24 protein-coding genes are annotated in these 24833 nt (G+C 62.8%); 14 read left to right on the forward strand and 10 right to left on the reverse strand.

From position 1 onward, the window contains the following. Positions 1-114 precede the first annotated feature (114 nt). The 3 genes from C7I87_RS28385 (at position 115) to C7I87_RS28395 (ending at position 1342) form a co-directional block, all read left to right on the forward strand. Positions 115-441 carry an ElaB/YgaM/YqjD family protein gene (locus C7I87_RS28385; protein ID WP_149907330.1) on the forward strand — a complete coding sequence of 109 codons (327 nt, stop codon included), beginning with the start codon at positions 115-117 and terminating at the stop codon, positions 439-441. A gap of 10 nt (positions 442-451) precedes the next feature. Then, the gene (locus tag C7I87_RS28390) at positions 452-913 is read left to right on the forward strand and encodes a hypothetical protein (RefSeq protein ID WP_149907331.1); all 462 of its coding nucleotides are present in this window, start codon (positions 452-454) and stop codon (positions 911-913) included. A gap of 228 nt (positions 914-1141) precedes the next feature. Next, positions 1142-1342 carry a hypothetical protein gene (locus C7I87_RS28395; RefSeq protein WP_149907332.1) on the forward strand — a complete coding sequence of 67 codons (201 nt, stop codon included), beginning with the start codon at positions 1142-1144 and terminating at the stop codon, positions 1340-1342. 29 nt (positions 1343-1371) lie between these two features. Here C7I87_RS28395 and C7I87_RS28400 read toward each other — a convergent pair whose 3' ends face one another. After that, positions 1372-2292 (reverse strand): diacylglycerol/lipid kinase family protein, encoded by a 921-nt coding sequence (locus tag C7I87_RS28400; RefSeq protein ID WP_149907333.1) that lies wholly within the window; start codon positions 2290-2292, stop codon positions 1372-1374. 305 nt (positions 2293-2597) lie between these two features. Here C7I87_RS28400 and C7I87_RS28405 point away from each other — a divergent pair, with 305 nt between their 5' ends. Continuing rightward, positions 2598-3908: a PRC-barrel domain-containing protein gene (locus tag C7I87_RS28405; RefSeq protein ID WP_149907334.1), complete on the forward strand. Its 1311-nt coding sequence runs from the start codon at positions 2598-2600 to the stop codon at positions 3906-3908. Positions 3909-3937: 29 nt separating this feature from the next. Here C7I87_RS28405 and C7I87_RS28410 read toward each other — a convergent pair whose 3' ends face one another. Further along, positions 3938-5497, reverse strand: coding sequence for an alkaline phosphatase family protein (locus C7I87_RS28410; protein WP_149907335.1), 1560 nt, complete (start codon positions 5495-5497; stop codon positions 3938-3940). A 225-nt stretch (positions 5498-5722) separates the two neighbouring features. Between C7I87_RS28410 and C7I87_RS28415 the strand changes: the two genes are divergently transcribed. The 4 genes from C7I87_RS28415 to C7I87_RS28430 all read left to right on the forward strand — a co-directional run bounded on the left by C7I87_RS28415 (position 5723) and on the right by C7I87_RS28430 (position 8738). Then, positions 5723-6655 (forward strand): VOC family protein, encoded by a 933-nt coding sequence (locus C7I87_RS28415; protein WP_149907336.1) that lies wholly within the window; start codon positions 5723-5725, stop codon positions 6653-6655. Positions 6656-6659: 4 nt separating this feature from the next. After that, positions 6660-7280, forward strand: a complete 621-nt coding sequence (locus C7I87_RS28420; RefSeq protein ID WP_149907337.1) for an alpha/beta hydrolase — start codon at positions 6660-6662, stop codon at positions 7278-7280. A gap of 2 nt (positions 7281-7282) precedes the next feature. Then, on the forward strand, positions 7283-7582 hold the full coding sequence (locus C7I87_RS28425) for a GNAT family N-acetyltransferase (protein WP_149907338.1): 300 nt from the start codon (positions 7283-7285) through the stop codon (positions 7580-7582). 97 nt (positions 7583-7679) lie between these two features. Continuing rightward, positions 7680-8738, forward strand: coding sequence for a dipeptidase (locus tag C7I87_RS28430; protein WP_149907339.1), 1059 nt, complete (start codon positions 7680-7682; stop codon positions 8736-8738). Between the two features lie 6 nt (positions 8739-8744). Here C7I87_RS28430 and C7I87_RS28435 read toward each other — a convergent pair whose 3' ends face one another. Genes C7I87_RS28435 through C7I87_RS28450 form a run of 4 tightly spaced genes read right to left on the reverse strand, consistent with a single transcriptional unit; the run spans position 8745 to position 13472 of the window. After that, positions 8745-9005 carry a hypothetical protein gene (locus C7I87_RS28435; protein ID WP_149907340.1) on the reverse strand — a complete coding sequence of 87 codons (261 nt, stop codon included), beginning with the start codon at positions 9003-9005 and terminating at the stop codon, positions 8745-8747. A gap of 2 nt (positions 9006-9007) precedes the next feature. Then, on the reverse strand, positions 9008-10234 hold the full coding sequence (locus C7I87_RS28440; RefSeq protein ID WP_149907341.1) for an aminomethyl transferase family protein: 1227 nt from the start codon (positions 10232-10234) through the stop codon (positions 9008-9010). A gap of 51 nt (positions 10235-10285) precedes the next feature. Continuing rightward, positions 10286-11866 carry a phytoene desaturase family protein gene (locus C7I87_RS28445; RefSeq protein WP_149907342.1) on the reverse strand — a complete coding sequence of 527 codons (1581 nt, stop codon included), beginning with the start codon at positions 11864-11866 and terminating at the stop codon, positions 10286-10288. Continuing rightward, positions 11853-13472 (reverse strand): phytoene desaturase family protein, encoded by a 1620-nt coding sequence (locus C7I87_RS28450; RefSeq protein ID WP_149907343.1) that lies wholly within the window; start codon positions 13470-13472, stop codon positions 11853-11855. The genes C7I87_RS28445 and C7I87_RS28450 overlap by 14 nt, the downstream gene beginning before the upstream one ends. A 253-nt stretch (positions 13473-13725) precedes the next feature. Between C7I87_RS28450 and C7I87_RS28455 the strand changes: the two genes are divergently transcribed. From C7I87_RS28455 to C7I87_RS28475, 5 genes are all read left to right on the forward strand, one after another. Continuing rightward, positions 13726-14526 carry a methyltransferase domain-containing protein gene (locus C7I87_RS28455; protein ID WP_149907344.1) on the forward strand — a complete coding sequence of 267 codons (801 nt, stop codon included), beginning with the start codon at positions 13726-13728 and terminating at the stop codon, positions 14524-14526. 6 nt (positions 14527-14532) lie between these two features. Continuing rightward, the gene (gene betI / locus C7I87_RS28460) at positions 14533-15246 is read left to right on the forward strand and encodes a transcriptional regulator BetI (protein ID WP_149907345.1); all 714 of its coding nucleotides are present in this window, start codon (positions 14533-14535) and stop codon (positions 15244-15246) included. 43 nt (positions 15247-15289) lie between these two features. Then, entirely contained in the window at positions 15290-16369 is a 1080-nt protein-coding gene (locus C7I87_RS28465) for an ABC transporter substrate-binding protein (RefSeq protein ID WP_149907346.1), read from the forward strand. A gap of 118 nt (positions 16370-16487) precedes the next feature. Further along, a complete protein-coding gene (locus C7I87_RS28470) occupies positions 16488-17564 on the forward strand; it encodes an extracellular solute-binding protein (protein WP_149907347.1) in 1077 nt (358 codons plus the stop codon). After that, entirely contained in the window at positions 17561-18871 is a 1311-nt protein-coding gene (locus C7I87_RS28475) for a flavin monoamine oxidase family protein (RefSeq protein ID WP_149907348.1), read from the forward strand. Before C7I87_RS28470 ends, C7I87_RS28475 begins: the two co-directional genes overlap by 4 nt. Here the strand turns inward: C7I87_RS28475 and C7I87_RS28480 are convergent. From C7I87_RS28480 to C7I87_RS28490, 3 genes are read right to left on the reverse strand one after another with little or no spacing between them, the layout of a single operon-like run. Next, positions 18835-19908, reverse strand: coding sequence for an ABC transporter ATP-binding protein (locus C7I87_RS28480; RefSeq protein WP_149907391.1), 1074 nt, complete (start codon positions 19906-19908; stop codon positions 18835-18837). The two genes, C7I87_RS28475 and C7I87_RS28480, sit on opposite strands and share 37 nt — an antisense overlap. Positions 19909-19960: 52 nt before the next feature. Beyond that, entirely contained in the window at positions 19961-20782 is an 822-nt protein-coding gene (locus C7I87_RS28485; protein ID WP_149907349.1) for an ABC transporter permease, read from the reverse strand. Further along, positions 20779-21696 (reverse strand): ABC transporter permease, encoded by a 918-nt coding sequence (locus tag C7I87_RS28490; protein ID WP_149907350.1) that lies wholly within the window; start codon positions 21694-21696, stop codon positions 20779-20781. The genes C7I87_RS28485 and C7I87_RS28490 overlap by 4 nt, the downstream gene beginning before the upstream one ends. A gap of 256 nt (positions 21697-21952) precedes the next feature. On the opposite strand from C7I87_RS28490, the gene C7I87_RS28495 reads away from it, so the two are divergent. After that, a complete protein-coding gene (locus C7I87_RS28495) occupies positions 21953-23371 on the forward strand; it encodes an aminotransferase (RefSeq protein WP_149907351.1) in 1419 nt (472 codons plus the stop codon). 219 nt (positions 23372-23590) lie between these two features. Here the strand turns inward: C7I87_RS28495 and C7I87_RS28500 are convergent, their stop codons facing one another. After that, positions 23591-24793 carry an aromatic ring-hydroxylating oxygenase subunit alpha gene (locus C7I87_RS28500; RefSeq protein ID WP_149907352.1) on the reverse strand — a complete coding sequence of 401 codons (1203 nt, stop codon included), beginning with the start codon at positions 24791-24793 and terminating at the stop codon, positions 23591-23593. Positions 24794-24833: the final 40 nt, after the last annotated feature.

The following is a 24833-nucleotide window of genomic DNA, read 5'->3' on the forward strand; positions in this document are numbered from 1 at the left end:
CTTGCCAGAGGCGGATCGGGTGCGCGTGACCGGGTTTTCGGGTAGTTTGTCCCGGCATCGGAACCTTGAGACGCACGGCGCGTTTGAAATCGAGCAATCACAAGGAGTTAAGCAATGGCAACCGCCGCAGGGAAGACCGCCAACGAAGCACGGGCGAATCAGGATCTCGAAGCCGACATCAGGCAGTTGAAGGCCGATATCGACAAGCTCACCAGGCAGCTGGCCAAGACCGGTGAACACGGCTACGGCACAGCGCGCCGAGCGGCGGCCGATGGTGTCGAGCAGTTGCGTGCCCAAGGCGAGGCCGCCTTCGACAGCTTGCGCGGCAACGCCAGGGATATCGAGGCGCAGATGGTGGCAAGCGTACGCGAAAAGCCGGTGACGTCGCTGGCAATCGCCGCTGGCGTCGGCTTCCTGTTCGCGCTGCTCGCGCGTCGCTAGTTCCACCAAGATGGGGCTGCTGGTTTCCCTGCTCTCGGGTTTCGCCTCGGGTGAAACAATGGCTGCAGTGCGGCGCGCGCGCACCGCAGCCATTGTCTATGCGCTTGCCGCGCTGGCGGCATTCTGCGGCCTCGGCTTCCTGGTCGGGGCGGCGTATATCTGGACGTCGATGCGGTATGGATCGCTGGCTGCCGCGGTTGGTTTCGGTGCCGGCTTCCTGGTGATCGCGGGCCTTGTTCTTCTGATCCACCGGCTGATGTCGGGTGCCCGGGTCCGTCGCGAGGCCAGGCGGCGCAAGGCCGACATGAAGGGGATCGGCATTACGGCAGCGCTTGCCGTGCTGCCGACATTGCTCAAGGGAAAAGGTGGGCTCGGAGTTATTCTCGGTCCGGCAGTGGCACTCGCGGCCTATGCCATCTACCGCGAGAACGTGAAGTCCGACACCGACCGTCCGGATGCGGGCGAGGGGTAGCCGCGGCGGCGGCCTGCCGCATATCACTTCGACAGATCCTCGAGCGCCGCGCGCGCAACCTCGGCCGGCAGACCAGACACTGTTTCACCTGCTATCCAAACCAAGTTCCCACGGCTTTGCCTTGATGTCCTTGGCGGCCTGCAGCCGGAACCATCCTTGCGAGGGACCGTTACCCGAGCGTGATTTGCCGATCGCGCCAGCCGACGCGAAACCAAACGAGGACCCGCCATGACCAAGAACATTTCTGAAAACAAGGCGCGTCAGGGGCGATGGGGTTGGCATGGGTTCCAAATCCTGATCGCCGGGCTGCTCCTGGCGCTCATCGCCTGGGGCGTCGCTGAGATTTACGGCGAGTTGATCAAGGCACCGAACAGCGACGAGCAACATGTCCCCACGCCACCCAGCACCGGCCCGGCGCCCTCAGGCTGAAGTAAGCGCTTCCGGGGCTTCACTCCGCATCAGGCAGCCTTTGCCTCGGCGACGCTGGCAGGCACCAGCACATTGAGCGCTCCTGGCTTGATTTCGATCGTCGTCTCACGATCGAGCCTGACCAGTTCGCCGTCCATCACGGCGCGGAACTTCCTGCCGCCGGAAAGGATTTTCACGGTCGCCCGATCGGCCTGATGGATTTCGACATGTTCGTTGTCACGCCACCTGCCGCGCACCACGTTGAACAAAAACTTCACCAGTTCGGCGCGCTGCCGCGCTACCGTGACGTAAATGCCAAGCACGCCGCCGGCTGGGTTGTCGGCATAGGGGAGGTGACCTTCGCCGAACAGGTTGTTGGTCACGCCGAGACCGGATATGCGGGCAGTCATCTCCGCTTCGCCGATGCCAAGCGTAACGTTCATTGCTGGCGGGTTCTTGATCGTCGCCCAAGCCGCCTTGGCCGAAGCACCGATCTTGCCCAGGCGCGACCCGAATTCCATCCCCTGGCGCAGCTGCACCAACTTGGCATGCATGCCGATCGATAACTGATGGACGAACGGCTGGCCGTTGGCCGTGGCCATGTCGACGGCGATGATTTCGCCGTCGGCGAAGGCGTCCAACGCGGCATCGAGCGACTGCGGAATGCCGAGACCCCGCGCAAACAGGTTCATCGTGCCGGCCGGCAATATGGCGAGCGCCTTTTTCTTGCCCATCAGCCTTGCAGCCGCGGCTGAGATGGTGCCATCGCCGCCGCCGGCGAGCACGACATCGACGGAGCGGCGCGACACGGCGTTGTCGAGGGATTCCACGACGTCCTTGCCGGCAACGATGTCGATGCTGAGAGAGTGGCCCGCCGATTCCAGCGTCTGAAGCATCCGGTCGGAAAAGGCCGCGAGATCGGTGGTGCGCAAGGTGCCGCCGTCCCGGTTCAGCACCGCTGCAAATTTCATGCCCCGCTCCGCTCAATCAGAACCTGGCCCGGGCGCGCCCAGCCAGAGGCTGAACGCGGCGGGCTAGGAAAAGGTTCCGGTTGGGCCGCAATCCAAGGCCAGAATCCAAGGCCGGAATCCAGGGTTGCGTCAGCTGGCGGTCGCGCATCCGTTTGGTGGGTCTTGGTCTCGAACGCCGCGGTTTTTTGTCGGAACAACAGCATGATAACGACGTTGTGAACCTGTAGAGACGCCGCGTCTGGTCTCCCGACCGACGGGTCAAGCGGATGCGGTGTGTACGAAATCAGGCACGAGGAGAGATTATCATGATCCGCACCCTTTTAGCGACGACCGCCCTTGCGACAATGGTTGCGACCGGCGCCTTCGCGCAGAGCGCTGCAACCCCAGCCCCCGCGAATCCACCTGCCGCTCAGCAGCCGGCCGCGACTGCTCCGGTACCGCGCGCTGAAGGCAGCATCGTCACCAATATTATCGGTGCATCGGTCTATAATGGCACCGGCGACAATGCCGAGAATATCGGCAAGGTCACTGACGTCGTCTTTGACAAGGACGGCATGGCGAAATCCGTCGTCATCGGCGTCGGCGGCTTCCTTGGCGTCGGAACCAAGAACGTCGCCTTCGACTACGACAAGCTGCAATGGGCCGAGAAGAACGGTGACCGCTGGCTGGTGGCGCAGACAACCAAGGACGAGCTGAAGGCGCATCCGGAGTTCGACAGCAAAGCTTATGCGCCGGCCCCAGCGGCATCGACAACTGCCCAGGCGCCGGTCACGTCGACCGACACAGCCCAGAAGCCCGCGGAGGCGAACGCAGAACCGGTGAAACAGGCTGATGGCAACCTGGCCACAAACATCCTGGGCGAAAACGTCTACAACGGGACAGGCGACGATGCCCAGAAGATCGGCGATGTCAACGACATCGTGCTGAACAAGGAAGGCAAGGCGCAATCGCTGATTATTGGCGTGGGCGGCTTCCTGGGCATGGGCGAGAAGAACGTCGCCTATGATTTCGCGAAGGCGCAGTGGGCACAGAAGAACGGCAACCGCTGGCTGGTGGCGCAGACCACCAAGGAAGAGTTGCAGGCGTTGCCGGACTTCAACCGAAAGGCCTATGATCCGGCGCCGGCGACGACGGCATCGAACGAGCCGGCGGCCACCGCGCCGGCAGCGGCGCCTTCCACCACCACCGCTCCCGCCGCCGCTCCGGCGGACAAGACGGCGGCGGCTCCGGCTGACGCCACGGCACCCGACCAGACCCAGACCGCAGCCATCGACAAGTCGAAGCTGACGGAGATGCCGATTGGCGAGATCAGGGCTGACGATCTGAAGGGCACGACAGTCTATGGCGCCAACGACGCCAAGGTTGGCGAGATCGGCGATGTCGTGCTGACGCCCGACAAGAAAACCGATGCCGTGATCGTCGATGTCGGTGGGTTCCTCGGGATCGGCTCGAAGGAGGTCGCGGTCGGCATGGATAACTTGAAATTCATGACCGACAAGAACGGCAAGAAGTACCTGTATACGACCTTCACCAAGGAACAGCTCGAGAAGCAAGCGGCTTACGACAAGGGCACCTACGCCCAGAAGCGCGACGAGCAGCGTCTGATGGTTCGGTAGGCATGGACACGGGGCGGTAGGGAAATCCCTTACCGCCCCGCTTGCGACCTGGCATATCCAGCTACTCCATTTTCGGTCAGTTCCGAGAGGGCAAGCGACTGGTCGAGATGTTCGGCCCGCCAGGCAAGCAGCCTTTCGGCGAATTCCAGTCGGGTGGACCGGTGCGCCGGACTGCCGGCGAGGTTCTTCAATTCGCTGGGGTCGTCCTCCATGTCGAAAAGCACGGGCGGCAGGTCGCCGCCAAAATGTACGTATTTGAATTTCTGTGTGCGGATGACAGCGAGATTGCACTGGCGCGAGGTCATGCCGAAGTGCCGTTCGGCTTCGCCGTCCGCGATCGAGCGAAAGTCGAACTCCCAGTGCGCGGCGTCGCGCCAGACGGCGGGAGTTCCACCGCTCAGGAAGGGTTTCAGCGAGCACCCGTCAAGATGCGGTTCGGGAGCCACGCCGAGCAGATCGATGAGCGTCGGCAAAATGTCCACCGCTTCGGTGAAGCGATCGACGGTGCTGCCGGCGGCCTTACGATGGCGTGGATCGCGGATGATCAGCGGGATGTGGTAGCTGCCGTCGAAATAGCCGCCCTTGCCCAGCATGAAATGGTCGCCCATCATTTCGGCGTGGTCGGAGGTGAGCACGATGATCGTGTTGTCCCACGCGCCTTCGGCCTTCAGCGCTTGCCATAGGCGGCCGAGCTGCGCGTCGACCTCCGAGATCATACCGTAGTAGATTGCTCGGATGCGGCGGAAATCGTCTTCGCTCCAGTCGTGTACCTTGCCTGTGGCGCTGGGGCGGAATTTTTCGCGTTTTTGCCGGCCGAGATCATAGGCGATGTAGGGGTGGCCCTGAGATTCGGCACGCCAACTTTCCGCGCGGTGAAAAGCGGGGCCGTCCGCCGGGTCGTATTGGGTGTTGTACGGTTCCGGCACGATGAAGGGCGGGTGCGGGCTGATGAAGGAAAGGTGCGCAAACCATGGCGCGGCCTCCTCTTGCTCGCCCAGCCAGCGGATGAACTCGCCGGCGAGGAAAGCCGTCGGCGTCTGGTCCTTCGAGTAGACGGGCGGTGCTTCAGTCACCGCGTCGTCCGCCTCGCCCACGGGACGATGGATGTCAGGACTTCCAGCGCTGGCATCGATGCCCTGCTGCTTCAGCCAGGACAACCACTGCTTCTGATGTTCGGGCAGCAATTGGCGCACCGTGAAGCCGGGCAGCACGCCTTCATAGCTGTGCAACCGTGGATCGGCCGGTGCAAGCTGGCGCGGATCGAGCGACACGTCGGTGTAGCCGAACAAGGTCGGATCGTAGCCGACGCTGCGCGCAGCAAGCGCAACATTGCCGTGGCGGGCATCGAGCGGCGTACCGTTGCGGCAGACGCGGTTGTTCATCTGGTAGAGGCCTGTGTAGAGGCAGGCGCGCGCCGGCGAACACGGAGCCGCGCCACCGTAGTGGCGCTTGAACAGCACGCCTTCGGCGGCCAGCGCATCGGCATTCGGCGTCTTCACCTGGGGATGGCCGGCAGCCGACAGGCAATCGCCGCGCCACTGGTCGCAGGTGATGAGGAGGACATTTGGCCGCCTGCTTTTTCCAGTCACTTGCGCTTACCCCTCCCAGCACGTTCCAATGCGAACATGGAGCCGATTTCGATCAACCGCGCAAGACCAGGGCTGTTAGGTGAATGGTGAACAAATATCTTCTCGTCGTTCACTTTTAATGCACAGTCCATTCTGTGTTTGCCGCCTTTGCCATGGATGAAGGTATCCTCATATTGGCGTGGACAGCGGCGAGGCCGCACAAACACCAAGGGAAGGAGCAAAGACATGCTCGACCAGATCAAGGGCCTGCATCACGTCACGTCGATGGCCAGGGATGCACGGCAGAACAATGATTTCTTCACCCACAAGCTCGGCCTGCGCCGGGTCAAGAAGACGGTCAATTTCGACGCGCCGGACGTCTATCACCTCTATTATGGCGACGAGGCTGGAACGCCGGGTTCGGTGATGACCTATTTTCCGTTTCCCAACATCGGCAAGGGCCGCCCTGGCGTCGGCGAAGTCGGCACCACGGTCTACTCCGTGCCGGAAGGCACGCTCGCCTATTGGGAAAAACGCTTCACCGATGAAGGCGTAACCAATGTCGCCCGCGAGGAAAGTTTTGGCGAGAAGCGGCTCGGATTTGCCGGCCCGGATGGCGACGGCTTTGCCCTCGTCGAGGACAAGGCCGACAGCAGAGCGCCCTGGGTGAAGGGCGGCATTCCCACGGATGAGGCGATCCGCGGCTTTCACTCGGTTTCGCTGAGGCTGAAGGATGGCGGCGCCACCGAGGAGCTGTTGAAGTTCATGGGCTACGAAGAGGTCGACAAGTCAGACAATGTCAGGCGGCTCGCCGTCAAGAACGGCAACGGCGCCGATGTCGTCGACATCGAATCGCTGCCGACCGCCTCCTTCGCCGATCTCGGCGCCGGCTCCGTCCATCATGTCGCCTTCGCCGTCGAGAACCGCGCCAAGCAGCTCGAAGTGCGCAAGGCGCTGATGGACACAGGCTATGGCGTGACGCCGGTGATCGACCGCGATTATTTCTGGGCGATCTATTTCCGCACGCCGGGAGGCGTGCTCTTCGAAGTGGCCACCAACGAGCCGGGCTTTGACCGTGATGAGGACACCGCTCATCTCGGCGAGGCGCTGAAGCTGCCCACGCAGCATCAGCACCTGCGGGCCTATCTCGAACAGCATCTGCAGAAGCTGGAGGGCTGAGGCGATGAGCAAGGACGCATTCATCCATAAGATGCTGCCCGGTTCGCCGGGTGGTCCGCTTCTCTTCGTCTTCCATGGCACGGGCGGTGACGAGAGCCAGCTTGTATCGCTGGGGCGCGATCTCGCGCCCCAGGCCACCATCATCTCGCCGCGCGGCGATGTTTCCGAACAAGGTGCCGCGCGTTTCTTCCGCCGCACCGGCGAGGGCGTCTACGACATGGACGACCTGGCACGGGCGACCGGCAAGATGGCTGAATTCGTCAAGGCCCATGTCGACGCGGCGGCCCCATCGGGCGTGCTGGGTCTCGGCTATTCCAACGGCGCCAACATCCTGGCCTCGGTGGTGTTTGCCGCGCCGGCACTGTTCGATGCCACGGTGTTGATGCATCCGCTGATCCCCTTCGAGCCGGAGGTGAAAGGCAGCCTTGCCGGCCGTCACATTCTTGTAACGGCGGGCAAGCGCGATCCGATCTGTCCGCCGAACCTGACGGCGCGGCTCGAAGCCTATTTGCGTGCCGATGGTGCCGATGTCACAGTGGAGTGGCACGAAGGCGGGCACGAGGTGCGGCCAAACGAAATCGACGCGGCGCGGCGACTTTTTGCCGGCGTTGCCCAAGGAGTCTAGAGATGCCCGATCAACTGCCGGAGATAGAACTTGAAGATCGCGGCTCCAAGGGTCGCTACGTCCTGCGCGGCCCCGGCGGCGCCGAGGCCGAAATGACCTTCACCAAGATCGGCGAACACCAGCTGATCATAGACCACACGGAAGTGCCGGACGCCTTTCGCGGCCAGGGCGCCGGGCTTCGGCTCGTCACCCGCGCGGTCGAGGATGCGCGAGCGGCGGGCAAGAAGATCATCCCGCTCTGCCCGTTCGCCAACGCCCAGTTTCGCCGCCATCCGGAGTGGGCTGACGTGCTGAAGCGATAGGTTGGACGGGCTTTGTCATTTGCCCGGGTAGCACATCCTGCCTAAGTGGGTATGATATATCGCTCCCGCGCCGATGAACGAACCGAATGACCCCCCCATGACCGAATCCGACCTCGTCCCCGTCTTCGACGGCCATAATGATACGCTGCTGAGGCTCTATCAGTCCAAGGATAGCGACGTCGAAAAGCTGTTCATCGAAGGGAAATCGGGCGGCCATATCGACCTGCCGCGCGCCAGGGCCGGCGGATTCGCCGGTGGCATGTTCGCCATCTTCCCGCCGCCGGTCGAGAAGACACGGCGTAGCGCCGTGCCTTCGGCGCCGAGCGACAGCGAGCCGCTGCCGCCCGAGGTTCCGCGCGCCGATGCGCTCAACTCGACGATCGCGATGGCGTCCATCCTGTTCAGGCTGGAACGCGCCGGCGCATTGGCGATCTGCCGCAGTGCCAGCGATGTGCGCAATGCCATGGCGCAAGGCACGATTGCCGCGGTGTTCCACATAGAGGGCGTCGAGGCGATCGATCCCGAACTCTCCATGCTCGATGTGCTGCATGCCGCGGGCCTGCGTTCGCTCGGCATCGTCTGGAGCCGGCCGAATGCGTTCGGCCACGGCGTACCGTTCCGCTTTCCGTCCTCGCCCGACACCGGACCAGGACTGACCGATGCCGGCAAGGCGCTGGTCAAGGCCTGCAATGAACTGAAGATCATGATCGATCTCTCGCATCTCAACGAGAAGGGCTTTCGCGATGTTGCAGCGCTTAGCGACGCGCCGCTGGTCGCCACCCACTCCAACGTGCATGCGATCTGCGGCCATTCGCGCAATCTCACCGACTGGCAACTCGGCGCGATCCGCGAAACCGGCGGCATGGTCGGCTTGAATTTCGCCACCGGCTTCCTGCGCGAGGACGGCCGCATGAATGCCGACACCAGCCTCGACATCATGGTGCGCCATATCGATTCCCTGCTGCAGGCTCTGGGCGAGGACGGCGTCGGTCTCGGCTCGGATTTCGACGGCGCCATGATCCCGGCCGTTATCGGCGACGTCGCCGGCCTGCCGAAACTCATCGATGCGCTGGCGGCACGCGGTTTCGGCCGGGCTTTGATCGAAAAGATCGCCTACCGCAACTGGCTGGCGATGCTGGAAAGAACGATAGGTTAGAGTGGCTTATTCGAAGCCCATGCGCTTCAGCCAATCCTTGCCGACGCCGCGATCCCTGATGATCGGCAGCGGGTTTTCCGCATCGAGCCGCGCGCAGATGCGGTAGACTTCGAGCGTCTCCGCGCTCATCTCGTCGCGCTTGTAGAAGAACATGGCGGCGGCATAACGCGTGCGGCCGGACCATTTCTCGCCCAGCGGTGTGTTGACCAGTTCCCACTGTTCGGCGGCTTCGCCATCTTCCTGCTGCTTGCCGGCTTCCTCGGCCATGGTCAAAAATCCGCCGGCGGGTTGGCGGTGCGGCGGTCGAGCTTTATGAAGGGTCGCGCCATGACCTTGGCCCGTTTCATCAGCTTCTGGTACTGCAGCTCGCGCATGGCGTAGATTTCGACCCAGAGATCTTCCACCATGGTATCACCGTATGGCCGCGCCAGCGAGGCGATGGCGATGTTGCGCTTGGCCATCGGCGACCACATGGCGGCGCTGACTAGGCCGACCTCCTGGCTCTTCTTGTGGTAGACGATGGCGTGCTCGGCCGGGATGTTGCCCTCGATCTCCAGCCCGACCAGCACATGGCGCAGCTTGCGTTTCGCCCTCGCTTCGAGAATGGCGCGCCGGCCGTTGAAATGGCCCTTCTCCGGATCGATCATGAAGCCGAGCCCGATCTCGTCGGGCATGCGCAGGCGGTCGGTGCGGATCGCATGTTCGGCGGTTGTGAAATCAGCGTTGGCGACGATCAGCCCTGCTTCGAGCCGGGCGCGGTTGAGCGCGTTATAGCCGATCGCCCTGACACCGCGCAGTTCACCCGCCGTCATCAGCCGATCCCACAGGCTGAGCGCCTTGTCGGCCAGAACGAACAGCTCGTAACCGAGATCGCCGGTAAAGCCGGTGCGTGAAATGACGATCGTGCCGCCGTCATGCGGGAACTCCGCAAGGTCGAATATTTTCAGCTTCTCGACTCCGGCGAAACCGGCATCGCGCAGCACGGCGAAGGAGGTTGGACCCTGCATGGCGAGCCCGGCGACGGCCTCGGTCTCTTCCTCGACGATGACGTCGAAACCAAGGGCACTGTCCAGCAGCCAGGGCAGATGCCGTTCCTGCGAACACAACCGGAATCGGGTTGGCGAAAGTCGGAACAGCGTGCCGTCGTCCAGCACAAAACCTTCGTCATCACACCACGCGGTGTACTGAACGCGACCGGACCTGAGCTTGGTGACATCGCGCAAGGTGACGCGGTCGAGGAAGGCTTCGGCATCCTGCCCCTCGATCCGGTATTTGGTCATCGGCGAAATGTCGAACAGCGCCGCCTGGCTGCGGATGGCGAAATATTCGAGCTCCTCGTCCCACAGCGAATGCGGCGCGCGGTAGCCGGCCCAATTGTACCAGTCCTGGGTCTTGGCCAGCGCATCGATGCGCGGCTGGAACGGCGTGCCGAGACGCAGCGTGCGGAAGTGGGATTGCGCGAGGGTGCGGGCCGCGTTGTCGAGCTGACTGGTCATGGCAGCGTTCCTTCGCCGTAGGGTGCGGTGTTGGCCAACCGAGACATCCCGTCACCCCTTCATCGCGATGATGCGCCGTGCGGCGTTGAGGCCGGGCGCGCCGGAGACGCCACCGCCAGGATGCGAACCGGCGCCGGCCAGGAAAAGGCCCTCAATCGGCGTGTCGTAGCCCGACCAGCCGGAGACGGGGCGCGAGATCAGCATCTGATCGGCCTGCAATTCGCCATGGTGCCAGTGGCCGCCCGGCATGCGGTAACGCTTCTCGATATCGGCAGGCGTCAGAAGTTCGGCATGGCGCACGGTTTTGGCGATGCCAGGCGCGTAAGCTTCCAACTGAGCCATGATTGCCTCGACGAATTTCGGCTTGCCGGCATCCCAACCCTCTTTCAACTGATAGGGCGCGTATTGCACCACCGCCGACAGCACGCAGGCGCCGTCGGGCGCGAGTGACGGATCGGCGAGGCTGGGCAGTGTGATTTCCATCATCGGCTCGGACGAGAACGCGCCATATTTGGATGGATTGAAGGCACGCTCGACATGGTCGGGGGAGGGCGCGATGACGAGACGCCCCTTATGGTCGGGAGCATCGACCCCGGCAAATTGCGGGGGCCGGTCGAGTGCCAAATGGAGCTTGGCGGCATCACCCTTCATGCGGATATTTCTGACCTTGCGCATGAAGCCGGTGTCGATCCCGCGCGGTCCGACAAGATCGAGGACGGTGGTCGCAGGGTTGATGGCGGAGACGATCGTCCTGGCGCGAAGCTCCTCGCCATTGTCGAGCGCCACGCCGACGGCGCGGCCTTTCTCGACAATGACCCTTGCGACGGGCACCGATGTGCGGATCGTGACGCCAGCCCTTTCGGCAGCAGCGCGGATGGCGTTGGCCACCGCGCCCATGCCGCCTTGCGGCAGCAATTGAGCTCCGGCCGCACCGCCGATCTCGCCGGCCAGCCGATAGTAGAGCCCGAGCAGCGAGGTCGGCGAGCGCGGGCCGAGATGGCTGCCAAGCGTGGCGTCGAAGGCGAGCAGGCCCTTCAGCCTGTCGTCGGTAAGCTGTTCGTCAAGCAGGTCGGCGACGTTCATCAACAGCACGCGCAGGAAGTCGCGCATGTCTTCCTTGCCAAGTTTCTTCAGCGCCAGCGCGGACTGGCCGAGCGATGCGGTCTCCAGCAGCGACATGCCGCCGAGATCGGGCGGCCGGCGCGACAGGAAGGGCTTCAGGATGCCGGCGTAGCGCAGCAGTTGTGCGCGCAACTCCTTCCAGGCGGACTGTTCCGACGAACTGACGCCGGTCAGCACCTCGCCATAGGCGCCATGCAGGACAAGCGGCGGTCCATCTTTCGACAATGCGACTGACGGGATGAAGTCGGCGCGGGCGATTTGCAGCCCGTGCTTTTCCAGCTCCAGCGTCTTTACCACATCGGGATGCAGCCGGTTCAGCACATGCGCGATCGACGAGACGCGAAAACCCGGCGCGAATTCCTCGGTGCGCGCGGCGCCGCCGAGTTCGGCTCCGGCCTCCAGCACCAGCGCCTTGCGGCCGGCCTTCGCCAGCGTGGCGGCAGCGACAAGCCCGTTGTGGCCGCCGCCGACAACAAGCACATCCCATTTTAGGGCATCAAATGACGTCATGTGCCGGGCTCATATGCGAGGTGGATTTTGCGAGGTCGCGCAGAATTTCCGCCGCGGCGTTGCGTCCGGGCGCACCCATCACGCCGCCGCCAGGGTGGGTCGAGGAGCCGCACATATAGAGGCCACTGAGCGGTGAACGATACTGTGCGTAGCCCGGCACCGGGCGGTTGAACAGAAGCTGGTCGAAGGTCAGTTCGCCCTGAAAGATGTTGCCTTCGGTGAGGCCGACCTCGGCCTCGATTTCGCGCGGCGTGCGCACCTCCATATGGACGATGCGGTCGCGGAAGCCCGGCGAATACTCCGCAATCTGCGCGATCACGCTTTCGGCGAAGCCGTCGCGATCGGCGTCCGTCCACTCGCGACCGGCGATCCTGGGCGGCGCGTACTGCACGAAGCAGCTCATGAAATGTTTTCCCGGCGGCGCCATCGTCGGGTCGAGTGTGGTCGGGATGACCATGTCGAGGAAGGGATCGGCGGACCAGCGGCCGGCCTTCCAGTCGTCATAGGCGCGCTCCATGCGCTCGATCGAATCGGTGAAATGCATGTCGCCGCGATAGACTGGCGAATCCTTCGGCAGTGCGGGGAATTCCGGCAGCGAATCGAGCGCTATGTTGACCTTGCCGGAGGAACCGCGAATCTTGAAGTTCTTCACCCGGCGCAGGAAAATGTCGGGCAGTTCCTTCTCCTCGACCAGTTTCAGGAAGGTGCGCTTCACGTCGGCATTGGAGACGACCAGCTTGCCGTAGACCTCCTCGCCGCCGGCCAGCACGACGCCCTTGGCCTTGCCTCCGTGCACCAGCACATGATCGACCTCGGCGCCGGTGCGGATCGTGCCGCCGGACGCCTTGAAGGAGGCTGCCAGTGCCTTGGTGATCGCGCCCATGCCGCCGCGCGCATAGCCCCAGGCGCCGACCGATCCGTCGACCTCGCCCATATAGTGGTGCAGCAGGACGTAAGCGGTGCCTGGCGACATCGGCCCGAGTGCCGTACCGATGATGCCGGACAGCGCGAAGTTCGCCTTGATGACATCGGTCTCGAAATATTCGTCGAGGAATTCCGAGATCGACATGGTCCAGAAGCGCAGCGTCAGCGCCATTTCCTCTGATGACAGGTCGGCGAATTTCTTGCCGAGATAGAGCAGTTCGCCAAGGTCGCGTGGCTTGAGGCTGGTCGGATCTGGCGCGGTGCGCATCAACAGTGGCTGGATGAAGCGGCACTGCCGCGTCACGTCGCGCGAATAGCGGTCATAGGCCTCGGCATCCCGTTTGGAGAAGCGGGCGAATTCGCGCCGGTGCGCGTCGTGGTCGCGGTAGTTGGCGAGATAGTCGCCATCTCGCGTAAACACCGCGCCGCCCTCATAGGAAATGACCTGCAGGCCGAAGCGCGGCAGTTCGAGATCGCGCATGATCTCGGGGCGGAACAGCGAGCAGACATAGGAGCAGTTGGAATAGAGGAAGCCCGGCGTCAGCTCGCGGCTCGTGGCAGCACCGCCGACCCAGTCGTTCTTCTCCACCACCAGTACGTCGAGACCGGCGCGCTGCAGGTAGCAGGCATTGACCAGGCCGTTGTGTCCGCCGCCGATGACGATCGCATCCCAAGCTTTCATTGTGGCCCGGTCTTCCCTGTTTTGCGCAATTCCGGACGGAAAACCGCTCACACTTTTCCTGGAATTGCTTAGGCGACCCGCTCTTCATTTTTGCGTGATCTGTTCCCGAATGCGTGGAATTTGGCATGGCATCAGCCATTCTGTCCAGCCATACTGAATGAATGTTCAACAAATGTTATTGCTTTTTTCCGGACATGGATTACGCTTTGCCGGCGTTCGAAACAGGCATTCGTCGATTGGGGACCGAGGGCTGATGATCGAAACGGCAAATGCCGGGCCGGAGTATGACGACACTGCCATCCGTTTCCTCGAAGCGCTGTGGGGCGATGGCTACCTGTCGCCGGGCGGACCTGAAGAGGTCGACCGGGTGGTCGAGGGGCTTTGGCTCGAGGACAAGACTGTCCTCGATATCGGCTGTGGCGCCGGCGGCATCGCGCTGCATCTGGTCGAACGGCATGGCGCTGCCCACGTCACTGGTTTTGATGTCGAACATCCTGTGATCATGGCGGCCAGACAGCGTGCCGCGGCGCGTGCGCTGGTGGAGAGGGCCAATTTTATCCAGGGGCCGCCGGGGCCGCTGCCTTTCATAGATCGCTCCTTCGATGTCGTCTTCTCCAAGGACGCCCTGCTGCATGTGCCCGACAAGGACGCGTTGTTCGCCGAAATCTTTCGCGTGCTGAAGCCGGGCGGCGTCTTTGCGGCCTCCAACTGGATGATTTCGCATGACGGTGAACCGTCGCCCGAGATGAAGGCCTATGTCGCCGCCGAAGGGCTGTCCTTCGCCATGGCATCGCCGGCGCGCTATGCGCAAGCAATGCGCAAGGCGGGCTTTGCCGATGTCACCGTCAGGGATCGCAATCCCTGGTACCGCGAGGTCGCGCGCGGGGAACTCGAAAGGTTGAAAGGACCGCTCTATCCGGCCGTTGCCGCCGCGGTCGGCGCGACCTATGTCGACAAGAACATCCGAACCTGGGAAGCCATGCAGAAGGTGCTTGACAGCGGCGAGCACCGTCCCACTCATCTTCGCGGGTGGAAGCCGGATGCAGAGGGATAGCCGGCGATGCTGGAGGCCATCACACCCATGAAGACGGCAGACGCCAGGGACGCGCTCCTTGAACCGGCGCGGAAAGCCGAATCCGAAAAGCGCGGGCGCAAGGCGTCGAAGGAAGTCAGGCAGCTTCAGCTCATCGAGGCGACGATCGATTCGCTTGCCAAGCGCGGCTATTCGGAAACGACGATGGCCGACGTCGCCGACGGTGCCGGCCTGTCGCGCGGCATTGTCAATTTCCATTTCGAGAGCAAGGAAAAACTGCTCGTCGCGACACTGCAGTATATGTACGACGAGTATTCCGCGCACTGGCGCAATGCCTTGCAAAAGGCAGGAGATGATCCCGCCCGCCAGCTCCAGGCTTTGGTCGCGGCCGATTTCGACCGGTCGATCTGCAACAAGCGCAAGCTTGCCGCCTGGTGCGCCTTCTGGGGCGAGGCCAAGTCGCGGCCGACCTATCAGGCACTGAGCAGCGCTCGCGATGCCATGTATCAGAATATTTTCATCGACCTCTGCATGGTCCTCAAGCAAAGCGGCGGCTACGCCTACGAGCCCCAGGTCATGGCGTTGGCGCTCAGCGCCATGCTGGAAGGACTGTGGCTGCGCCTGATGATGGGCACTGAGGACACCACGCGCGAGACCGCCTTGCAGGCGGCCAATGAATTCCTGTCGGCCGCATTCCCAAGGCACTATCCGCTGAAGGCCGTCGGCCCGACGAAATCATAAGAAAAGACCAAACCATAAGAAAACCACAGAGGATGGGACAGCAATGAAGACACTGACAAGACGCCTGACACTGACGCTCGCGCTGACTGGTGCACTGGCGGCTTCCGCCGCACTGGCGATCGCCGCCGACAAGGACCTGATCGTGTTCGACTGGTCCGGTTATGAGGCTCCGGGCTTCCACCCGAGATATGTCGAGAAGAACGGCGATTCGCCGACCTTCGCCTTCTTCGGCGATGAGGATGAGGCGTTCGAGAAGGTCCGTTCCGGCTTCAAGGCCGATCTCGGCCATCCCTGCTCGCAGAGCGTGACGAAGTGGCGCGAGGCTGGCCTGCTGCAGCCGCTCGACACCTCGAAGATCGCGGGCTGGAAGGACCTCAATCCGGGCATTATGGCGATGAAAAATCTCGCCACGACCGATGACGGCAAAGCCTGGTTCATGCCTTGGGACTGGGGCAACACGCAGCTTACCTACAATTCCTCCAAGATCGACGAGAAGGACGTGCAGTCGCTGAAAGCGTTCGCCGATCCTAAGTTCAAGGGACGAGTCTCGATCGGCGACAATGTCGACGATGCCTATGCGCTGGCGAGCCTCGCCATCGGCCTGAAGGACTGGACCAAGATGACCGACGATCAGTTCAAGCAGGCGTCCGACTTCCTGCGCCAGGTGCACAAGAACGTGCGCTCGTACTGGACCGACACCACCGACGTCGTCCAGCTTCTGAGCGGCGGCGAGGTCGACCTCGCCTGGGCCTGGAACGATGCGACCGTGCAGTCGGTCGCGGCCGGCGTGCCGATCAAGTCAAAGAAGGATACGGCGGAAGGCATCTCGACCTGGGTCTGCGGCTATGTGCTGTTCAAGGACGCGCCCGGCAACATCGACAAGGCCTATGATTATCTCAACGCAGTCAACGATCCGGAGATCGCCAAGGTCCTGGTCAAGGACTGGGGCTACGGCCAGGCCAACGCCAAGGGCATGGCCGGCGTCGATCAGGCCGTCCTGAAGGAAAAAGGCTATGACGACGTGCAGAAATTCGTCGACAAGACGCTGTTCCAGCAGCCGCTACCGTCCGATCTCAAGCTCAAGATGATCGCCGAGTTCGAGAAGATCAAAGCCGGCTATTGAGCCTCTGCCTGCCGAGCCCGTCCGCGCGCCGGCAGCGGCGGCGGATGGGCTCGCCAAAGCGCTTGAATTTGCCTAACCTCGCTCTCGATACCTTTTGCGACGGGGGAGTTTTCGCGCCATGAATTCAGTGCTTCGCCGCCTTGTCATCGCCGCCGCATGTATGGTTGGTGCCGGGGCGGTTTACGCGCTCGCCGAAGGCGGCAGCGACCTCGTCGTGTTCGACTGGTCGGGCTATGAGGATCCGCTGCTGCACCCGGCGTACTCGACCAAATACGGCGCCGAGCCGACCTTCGCCTTCTTCGGCGACGAGGATGAAGCCTTCGAGAAGATGCGGGCGGGCTTCAAGGCCGATGTAGCGCACCCCTGCTCGCAAAGCGTGGTGAAGTGGCGCGAGGCCGGCATGCTGCAGCCGCTCGACACATCCAGGATCGCCGGCTGGAAGGACCTCAATCCCGATATCATGGCGATGAAGGATCTTGCCGTCACCGCCGACGGCAAGGCTTGGTTCATGCCATTCGACTGGGGCAACACGTCGCTGCTCTACCGCACCGACAAGGTGACGGCCGAACAGGCACAATCGCTCAAGATTTTCGCCGATCCGCGGTTCAAGAACCGCGTCACCATCGGCGACAATGTCGACGACGCCTATGCCCTGGCGAGCCTGGTCATCGGTCTCAAGGACTGGACCAAGATGACCGACGACCAGTTCAAGCAAGCGTCCGTTTTCCTGCGCAACGTGCACAAGAATATCCGTTTCTACTGGACCGACGACACCGACCTCAACCAGGCCTTTATCGGGAACGAGGTCGATCTCGTCTGGGGCTGGAACGAGACCTTCGTGACGCTGAAGGGACAGGGCCTGCCGATCGCCATGAATCGCGAGACCAAGGAAGGGATTTCGACCTGGGTATGCGGCTATGTACTGATGAAGGATGCGCCCGATAAGCTCGATGAAGCCTATGACTTCCTCAGCGCCGTCAACGCGCCTGGCGTGTCAGACTATATGGTCAAGACCTTCGGCTACGGTCACGGCAACGGCGCCGGGATGGCTAATATCGACCACAAGGTGCTGGCCGACCGTGGCTTCGACAATCTCGACAAGTTCCTCGACAAGACACTGTTCCAGCAGCCGGTGCCGCCCGAGCTGAAGAAGCGGATGGTCGATGAGTTCGAGAAGATCAAGGCCGGCTATTGAGCGACAAGACCGAAAGGACCGGCGTCGTCATCGTCGGGGCCGGCTTCACCGGCCTCTCGGCCGCGATTGAATTGAAGCGCGCCGGCGTCGATTTCGTGCTGGTGGAAGCCCGCGATCGTGTCGGCGGCCGCGTCGAGGCGGTGCGAAACGGACTTGGCGAGCGCATCGACAGCGGCGGCCAGTTCCTGTGCGAGGACATGCCGCAGCTGATGGAACTGGCCCGGACCCGGGGCAAGACCTTTGTCGAGACTTATGTCGAGGGCGATTTCATCACCCACCCGCCAATGTCGGTCGGCCAGGCCGGGCGCACCTATCATGCCTCGATGGCAATCCGCGAACGCATGAACAGGATCGAGCCCAACGATCCTGCCATTGCAGGATTGACCGTTGCCGACTGGCTGGAGAGGCAAGATGACACGGCTAATGCCAAGGCGGCCTTCCGGTCGATGATCGAGGGCCTGTGGTGCCTGGCGCTGGAGAAGGTGCCACTCTGGTACCTGATCGACAATGATCGCCGTATCACCAACGAGGTGCCGGAGCTGCAATATTCCCTGCGCGAGACGATGCAGTCGTTGGCCGATGATCTGGCTAGGGATTTCGGCGGCCGGGTGAGGCTCGGTGAACCGGTCACCGGCATCGAATACGGACTGCCGGGAGTGCGTGTTGTCTCGAGCAATGGCGTGGTCGAAGCGCGCGAAATTCTGGTCGCCGTGCCGCCGGCGACTGCCGCGAAGCTCGATTTTAAGCCCGCCTTGCCAGCAGCCCTGGAAGCGGCGCTCGGTGCCTGGGAAAGCGGCGCGGTGATCAAGATCCTGGTGCGCTATCCCAGGCCATTCTGGCGCGGGCGGGATTTGAGCGGGATGGTGATGTGGCGCGATCTGCCGGGGCTGTTTGCCTGCGACGCCAGCAAGGATTCCGATCATGCCGCGCTTGTCGTCTTCGTCGGCGGACCGTTGGCTCTGCGCTGGCACGAACTCGGCGACGGGGACCTGCGGGCGCACGTGACGACGAGACTTGTAGAGGCGCTCGGCCCCGATGCCGCCGATATTCTCGATTTCAGCCACCGCGACTGGACGCATGACCGCTGGAGCGGCGGTGCCTATAGCGACCTGATCGTCGATGTGACGGCGAGGGATGCCGAGCGAACCATTCTTGCCGGTGCGCCGCCGGTGCATTTCGCTTCGTCGGAATTGTCGCCGTCATTCCCGGGCTATGTCGAAGGCGCGATCGTGGCCGGGCGCATCGCGGCGCACAGGATCATCGCCGATGTTCAGTCGGCCATCGCGACCAGGGCTTCGGGATCGTAGGCGAGGCGGATGGAGGTGCCGACCGGGATGTCATCGGCGCCGAAATCGTTGGTCTCGGTCACCGAGAGCGGCTTTTCCAGGCCGGGGATCTCGACGATCAGATGGGTGATCTCGCCGAAATAGTGGCGCTCGACCACCTTGCCGGCGACCTCGAATTTAGCTGTCGCATTGTCCCATAGCACGCGCAGCCGCTCCGGCCTGATGCCCAGCGTCGCGCCGCCGCCATTGCGCACGAAAGCCTTCGGCTTGTCGGTCTTGATGCGGCCGAATCCGAGCGTGTCGACGACCAGCGAGGCACCGTTCTCCTCGACGATCTCAGCCTTGACGAAGTTCATGCCGCCAAGGAAGTCGGCGACCTGGCGGTCGACCGGACGCTGGTAGATTTCCTTTGGGGAGGCGACCTGCGCGATCCTGCCGCCGAACATCACGGCGATGCGGTCGGACATGGCGAGCGCCTCATACTGGTCGTGGGTGACCAATACGAAAGTGATGCCGACGGCCTGCTGCAGGCGGCGCAGCTCGACCTGCATTTGCTCGCGCAGCTTCTTGTCGAGCGCCGACAGCGGCTCGTCGAGCAGCAGCACTTTTGGCCGCATCACCAGCGCACGGGCAAGCGCCACACGCTGGCGCTGGCCGCCGGAAAGCTCTGTGGCAAGCCGCTTGCCGAGGCCGGTGAGCGAAACCTGCGCCAGCGCCTCCTCAACCCGGCGCTTCTCCTCGCCGCCTTGTAATTTCAGCCGCTTCAGTCCGTAGGCAACGTTCTGCTCGACATTGAGGTGCGGGAAGATCGCATAGCTCTGGAACACCATATTGGTCGGCCGGCGATTGGGCGGGATGCCTTCCATGGGCTGGCCGCCGACCGCGATCGAACCGCTGGTCGGGTTGTCGAAGCCGGCGATCATGCGCAAAAGCGTGGTCTTGCCGCAGCCGGACGGGCCGAGCAGCGAGAAAAACTCGCCTTCCCTGATGGTCAGGGTGGCATCGTCAAGCGCCTTGAATGCCCCATAGCTGCGGGTGACGTTGCGGATCTCGATCATCGGTCTTTCGGATTGGATCCTGTCCGCGTGAGGGCGTTCGATCTGCGGCTGCTCAGGCATAGAGGCCTCCCTCGTTCTGGGTGCGTCTGGCCGCGCGGCGACGCAGGATTTCGGCAATTGTCATCAGCAGGAATGAGGCAACCAGCAGCAGCGTGCCCAGCGCCAGCACGCCGGGCAGTTTCGAGGCGAAGCGCAACTGGCCCCAGATGTAGATCGGCAGCGTCGCCTCGGTGCCGGTGAGGAAGAAGGCGATGATGAACTCATCCAGCGAGATGGTGAAGCAGACGAGCAGGCTGGAAATGATCGCCGGCGCCACCATCGGCAGCGTCACGCGCCGGAAGGTGCCGAAGGCGCTCTCGCCGAGGTCGGCGGAGGCTTCTTCCAGGCTGCGGTCGAAACCCTCGAACCCCGAAGTCAGCACCGTCATCGAATAGGGAATGCAGATCAGGACGTGGCCGAGCACGACGGTGAACAGCGAGAGGCTCAAGCCGAGCTGCAGCATCACCAGCAGCATGGAGATGGCAACGATGACCTCGGGCAGCACAAGCGGCGCCATGATCAGGCCGTTTATGGTACGGCGACCGGGATAGCGGTAGCGGGTGATCGAGCGGGCGGCGAGAATGCCGAGCACGGTGGCGAGCAAGGAAGCCGACACGCCGACGATCAGGCTGTTCCATGCGGCGTCGAGCAGCGCCGGTGTGCGCGGCAGGTCCTCGTACCATTGCAAGGTGAAGCCGGTCAGCGGGAATTTCGGGGTCGCTGCCGTGTTGACCGAGAAGATCGGCAGGAAGATGACGGGCAGGTAGAGGAAGACGATGTAGAGGAACGCGTAGGCAGACAGCCAGCCGCCTGGCAGGAAGCGCCGCGCCCTCATCGCGCCATCCTTTGCAGGGTGCGGATGATCAGCACCGTGGCGCCGGCTATCAGGGAGACGATCAGCATGGTGGTGACGGACAGGGCGGCACCCAGCGGCCAGTTGGCCGCCTTGCCGAACTGTGCCTGGATGGCGTTGGCGATCATGACGCCGTCCTTGCCGCCGACAAGTTTTGGCGTGACATAGTCGCCGACCGTCGGGATCATGACGATCAGCGCAGCAGAGATGACGCCCGGTGCCGACAGAGGCAAGGTCACGCGCAGGAACGAGCGCAAGGGGCCGTCGCCAAGATCGGTGGCCGCTTCGACCAGCGTGCGGTCGACCTTCTCCAGGGACACGAAGATCGGCAGAATGGCGAAGGCCGCCCAGGCATGAGTAAGCGTGATGATGACGGCGCTCGAATTGTAGAGCAGGGCGGTCGACGGTTCGTCGATGATGCCAAGGCCCATCAGGCCGGAATTCAAGACGCCATTATAGCCCAGGATGACCTTCCACGACATCACGCGCAAGAGATAGCTGGTCCAGAACGGGATGGTGATGAGGAACAGCCACAGGCTCTTGTGGCGGCCGCCATGGAAGGAAATGAAATAGGCGATCGGGTATGCGAGGAGGACGGTAAACAGGCTGACCGTCAGCGAGATGTAGAGCGAGCGCCACAAGAGATCACGGTAGATCGGCTCGGTCAGCGCAATGCGGTAGTTTTCCAGCGTGAAGGTGCGGTCGATGGTCAGGTAGTGCTGCGTCCAGAAGGAGTGGGCGATGACCACCAGTATCGGCAGGACCAGCAGGATGAGCGCGTAGAGGAAGGTCGGGCTGATCAGGGCAAAGCCCTGTACTGGCTCGGATTGCAGAAGGGCATTTCGTCTGGCCCGCGTCATGCGCAACGGGGGCGACCCTTCCGCAGCCACCGTCATTGGAGGGCTCCGGGTGTGATTTCGGTCGCTAGCCTGGACTGTCCCGCCATACGGCATCCCATTGGGCTGGCGCCGGCTATTGTTCCCCTTGCCGGCTTTCTTTCATCATGCGCGCATCCGCGGATTGAAATCAAGCGCTAATTCTGCAATATTGATTGAACGGACATTCAAAATGGTGTGGGCAGGGCGGCGATTTCCGCTATAGCGAACCAGATTGATGGCCGGAAAAATTCGATGGGATGATGTGGAGGCGACGATGGCGGCCGTGAGAGACCTGAAGGCGAGCGAAGTGGCGGGCGCTGGAGGTGATGATGCGGTCGAACTGGCCAAGCGTCATCTCATCCAGCCTTGGCCTTATGCCGGTTCCGTCGGCACCGAGGCACGCGCGCTGATTGGCGAAGGCGACGGCATCTACATCACCGACAGCACCGGCAAGCGGCTGATCGACGGGCCTGCCGGCATGTGGTGCGTCAATGTCGGCCATCGTCGAGAGGAGCTCGCCAGGGTGATGTACGACCAGGCGATGGCGCTGTCCTACAACACGCCCTGGTACACGATGAACGCGCCATCGGCGGAACTTGCCAAACGCATCGCCGGCCATGCCCCGGGCGACCTCAGTCATGTGTTCTACACTACGGGTGGCTCGTCAGCGGTTGAGACGGCGCTGCGCTTCATGCAGTTCTACAACAATGTGCGCGGCCGTCCGGAAAAGAAGCTGATCCTGAGCCGAGGCGGCGCCTATCACGGCTCGACCTATCTGTCGGCCTCGCTCAACGGCCGCCCGCGCGACCGCGACTGGATGGATGGCGCCGACGAACTGGTGGTCAAGCTGGCCTCGCCCGATCCCTTCCGCCGGCCCAAGGGCATGAGCCTTGCCGACTTCACCGATTTCCTCGTCGACCAGTTCCGCGACACGGTCGCGCGCGTCGGCGCCGACAGAATAGGCGCTTTCGTCGGCGAGCCGGTGCAGGCCTCCGGCGGCGTCGTCGTGCCGCCCGACGGCTACCTCAAGCGTATCCGCGAGATCTGCCGCGAAAACGACATCCTCTTTATCTCCGACGAGGTGGTGACGGGCTTCGGCCGGCTTGGCCATGTCTTCGCCTCGGGCGATGTCTTCGGCATCGATCCCGACATGATCACCTTCGCCAAAGGCGTCACCTCAGGCTATTTCCCTCTCGGCGGCGTTATCATCTCGGAGCTGCTGCTGGAAAACCTGCGTCGTTCCAACCATCCCGACGCGCTGTTCGGCCACGGCCTGACCTACACCAGCCATCCCGTCGGCTGCGCGGTGGCCTTGAAGAATCTCGACCTGCTGGAGGAGGGCGTGCTTGCCCACACTCAGGCCGTGGCGCCCTATTTCCAGGCCCAATTGAAGACGCTGGAAGAGCTGCCGCTGGTCGGCGAAGTGCGCGGCGTGGGGCTGATGGGCTGCGTGGAATGCGTCGCCGACCGCGAAAGCAAGGATCCGCTGCAGCTCGACAAGGATGTCGGCAAACGCATCGACGCCCACTGCCACGAACTCGGCCTGCTGGTGCGGCCGCTGATCAACATGTGCGTGATGTCGCCACCGCTCATCATCACCCGCGAGCAGATCGACGACATGGTGGGCATCCTGCGCGAAGGCATTTCGCGGACAATGGACGATCTCAGGAAAGAGGGTGTGTGGCGGGGGTGAGTTTCTTCCTTCTTCCCGTTTTACGGGGAGAAGGTGCCCGGAGGGCGGATGAGGGCGGCGCCGACATCGGCAATTGGCCTCCATGCCGGCGAACTCCCGCGTGAAGCGATAACCTTACAAGCTCGGCGCTGTCACTCACCTGCCTGCCGGCATCCTCTCCCCGTATAGAGACGGGGAGAGGGGCGCTGTCATTGGCGGCTTCGCCAATTACCAGCGTTCTTACCCTCGCGACCGCAGCGCGTCGTTCAAATTCCACATGTCCTTTTCCTCCGGCGCGGTCTCCAGGCCGAGTACCGGAATCTGCTTGCGCAGATGGTCGTGGTGGGTGCGCACGCCATATTCGAGGTCGGAGAGGTAAAAGCCCTCGAAGGCCTCGGACAGCATGGATTCGTTCGACCAGACCGAGAGCTGCACATCTTCCGACATGGTGTCGCGATCGATGCGGAAGGAGAGGTAACGGGCGGCGGCCTGCTCGCGGCTTTCGTCGCGATAGCGGTAGATCGCGCCACGCAGCAGCGTTTCACCCGTCGACAGCGGAAACTCCTGATAGAACTGCACCGATTCCGGCATCACCGAGAGAACCGCGTTGGGGAAGATGCCGTAATAGACCCAGGCCTTCCTGAGATGGTCCGGCAGATGTGTCGGCTCCGGCGCGATCTTGACGTAGTTCTTGACGCTCCAGCGTCGGCCGGCATGCGGATTGTAGGTGGCGAAGGAGCGCGATACGCCATTGATGAAAGGCTCGTCGAAATAGGTGGCGCCGTAGAGATCCTGCAGGGCCGGATGCGCCATGGCGACGTGATAACCTTCGTTGTCGACGTCGCGCACCGACTTCCAGTTGACCGGTGTCTTCTGGGTCCAGATACCCCAGGAGGGCACCATGTCGGCGGCCTTGTAATGCGCAAATTCGGGTTCGATCGGCTTCAACAGCTCGGCGACGGAGGGCTGTGGCCCGCCATTGCGGAAGCGGATGAAGATGAAGCCCATCCAGACTTCGAGATCGAGCGGCATCAGGCCGAACTCGGTCTTGTCGAGGTCGGGGAAGGAGCGCGGACGAGCGGCGCCGCGCAGCGTGCCGTCGAGATTGTACACCCAGCCGTGAAACGGGCAGACCAGCGCGTTCTTGCAATTGCCCTGGCTGTCGGCCACGACGCGGCTGCCGCGGTGGCGACACATGTTGTTGAAGCCGCGCACGACGCCGTCCTTGCCGCGCACGATCAGAGCGCGCTCGCCAATGACATCCATGGTGAGGTAGTCGCCGGCATTCGGTATGTCACAGACATGCCCGGCGATCTGCCAATGATTGCGGAAGACATGCTCCTTTTCCAGCTCGAGAAGGGCGGTGGAATGGTAACTCCAGCCCGGTAATCCCCGCCGGTCCCAATCGTTCGGGATTGCCACGTCACGGAGGTGCGGGTTCATAAAACGTCTCTTCTTTTTATTGAATATGCATTCAATATAA

It is taken from the genome of Mesorhizobium sp. SARCC-RB16n, assembly GCF_008520305.1.
Classification (GTDB): domain Bacteria; phylum Pseudomonadota; class Alphaproteobacteria; order Rhizobiales; family Rhizobiaceae; genus Mesorhizobium.

Coding starts and splice junctions, on each gene's coding strand:
- C7I87_RS28450 (WP_149907343.1), bottom strand. CDS start 13,472: ATGAAAGCTTGGGATGCGATCGTCATCGGCGGCGGACACAACGGCCTG.
- C7I87_RS28420 (WP_149907337.1), top strand. CDS start 6,660: ATGAGCAAGGACGCATTCATCCATAAGATGCTGCCCGGTTCGCCGGGT.
- C7I87_RS28415 (WP_149907336.1), top strand. CDS start 5,723: ATGCTCGACCAGATCAAGGGCCTGCATCACGTCACGTCGATGGCCAGG.
- C7I87_RS28470 (WP_149907347.1), top strand. CDS start 16,488: ATGAATTCAGTGCTTCGCCGCCTTGTCATCGCCGCCGCATGTATGGTT.
- C7I87_RS28465 (WP_149907346.1), top strand. CDS start 15,290: ATGAAGACACTGACAAGACGCCTGACACTGACGCTCGCGCTGACTGGT.
- C7I87_RS28495 (WP_149907351.1), top strand. CDS start 21,953: ATGGCGGCCGTGAGAGACCTGAAGGCGAGCGAAGTGGCGGGCGCTGGA.
- betI (WP_149907345.1), top strand. CDS start 14,533: ATGCTGGAGGCCATCACACCCATGAAGACGGCAGACGCCAGGGACGCG.
- C7I87_RS28435 (WP_149907340.1), bottom strand. CDS start 9,005: ATGGCCGAGGAAGCCGGCAAGCAGCAGGAAGATGGCGAAGCCGCCGAA.
- C7I87_RS28400 (WP_149907333.1), bottom strand. CDS start 2,292: ATGAAATTTGCAGCGGTGCTGAACCGGGACGGCGGCACCTTGCGCACC.
- C7I87_RS28395 (WP_149907332.1), top strand. CDS start 1,142: ATGACCAAGAACATTTCTGAAAACAAGGCGCGTCAGGGGCGATGGGGT.
- C7I87_RS28485 (WP_149907349.1), bottom strand. CDS start 20,782: ATGAGGGCGCGGCGCTTCCTGCCAGGCGGCTGGCTGTCTGCCTACGCG.
- C7I87_RS28480 (WP_149907391.1), bottom strand. CDS start 19,908: ATGATCGAGATCCGCAACGTCACCCGCAGCTATGGGGCATTCAAGGCG.
- C7I87_RS28445 (WP_149907342.1), bottom strand. CDS start 11,866: ATGACGTCATTTGATGCCCTAAAATGGGATGTGCTTGTTGTCGGCGGC.
- C7I87_RS28500 (WP_149907352.1), bottom strand. CDS start 24,793: ATGAACCCGCACCTCCGTGACGTGGCAATCCCGAACGATTGGGACCGG.
- C7I87_RS28430 (WP_149907339.1), top strand. CDS start 7,680: ATGACCGAATCCGACCTCGTCCCCGTCTTCGACGGCCATAATGATACG.
- C7I87_RS28455 (WP_149907344.1), top strand. CDS start 13,726: ATGATCGAAACGGCAAATGCCGGGCCGGAGTATGACGACACTGCCATC.
- C7I87_RS28385 (WP_149907330.1), top strand. CDS start 115: ATGGCAACCGCCGCAGGGAAGACCGCCAACGAAGCACGGGCGAATCAG.
- C7I87_RS28425 (WP_149907338.1), top strand. CDS start 7,283: ATGCCCGATCAACTGCCGGAGATAGAACTTGAAGATCGCGGCTCCAAG.
- C7I87_RS28490 (WP_149907350.1), bottom strand. CDS start 21,696: ATGACGGTGGCTGCGGAAGGGTCGCCCCCGTTGCGCATGACGCGGGCC.
- C7I87_RS28405 (WP_149907334.1), top strand. CDS start 2,598: ATGATCCGCACCCTTTTAGCGACGACCGCCCTTGCGACAATGGTTGCG.
- C7I87_RS28390 (WP_149907331.1), top strand. CDS start 452: ATGGGGCTGCTGGTTTCCCTGCTCTCGGGTTTCGCCTCGGGTGAAACA.
- C7I87_RS28440 (WP_149907341.1), bottom strand. CDS start 10,234: ATGACCAGTCAGCTCGACAACGCGGCCCGCACCCTCGCGCAATCCCAC.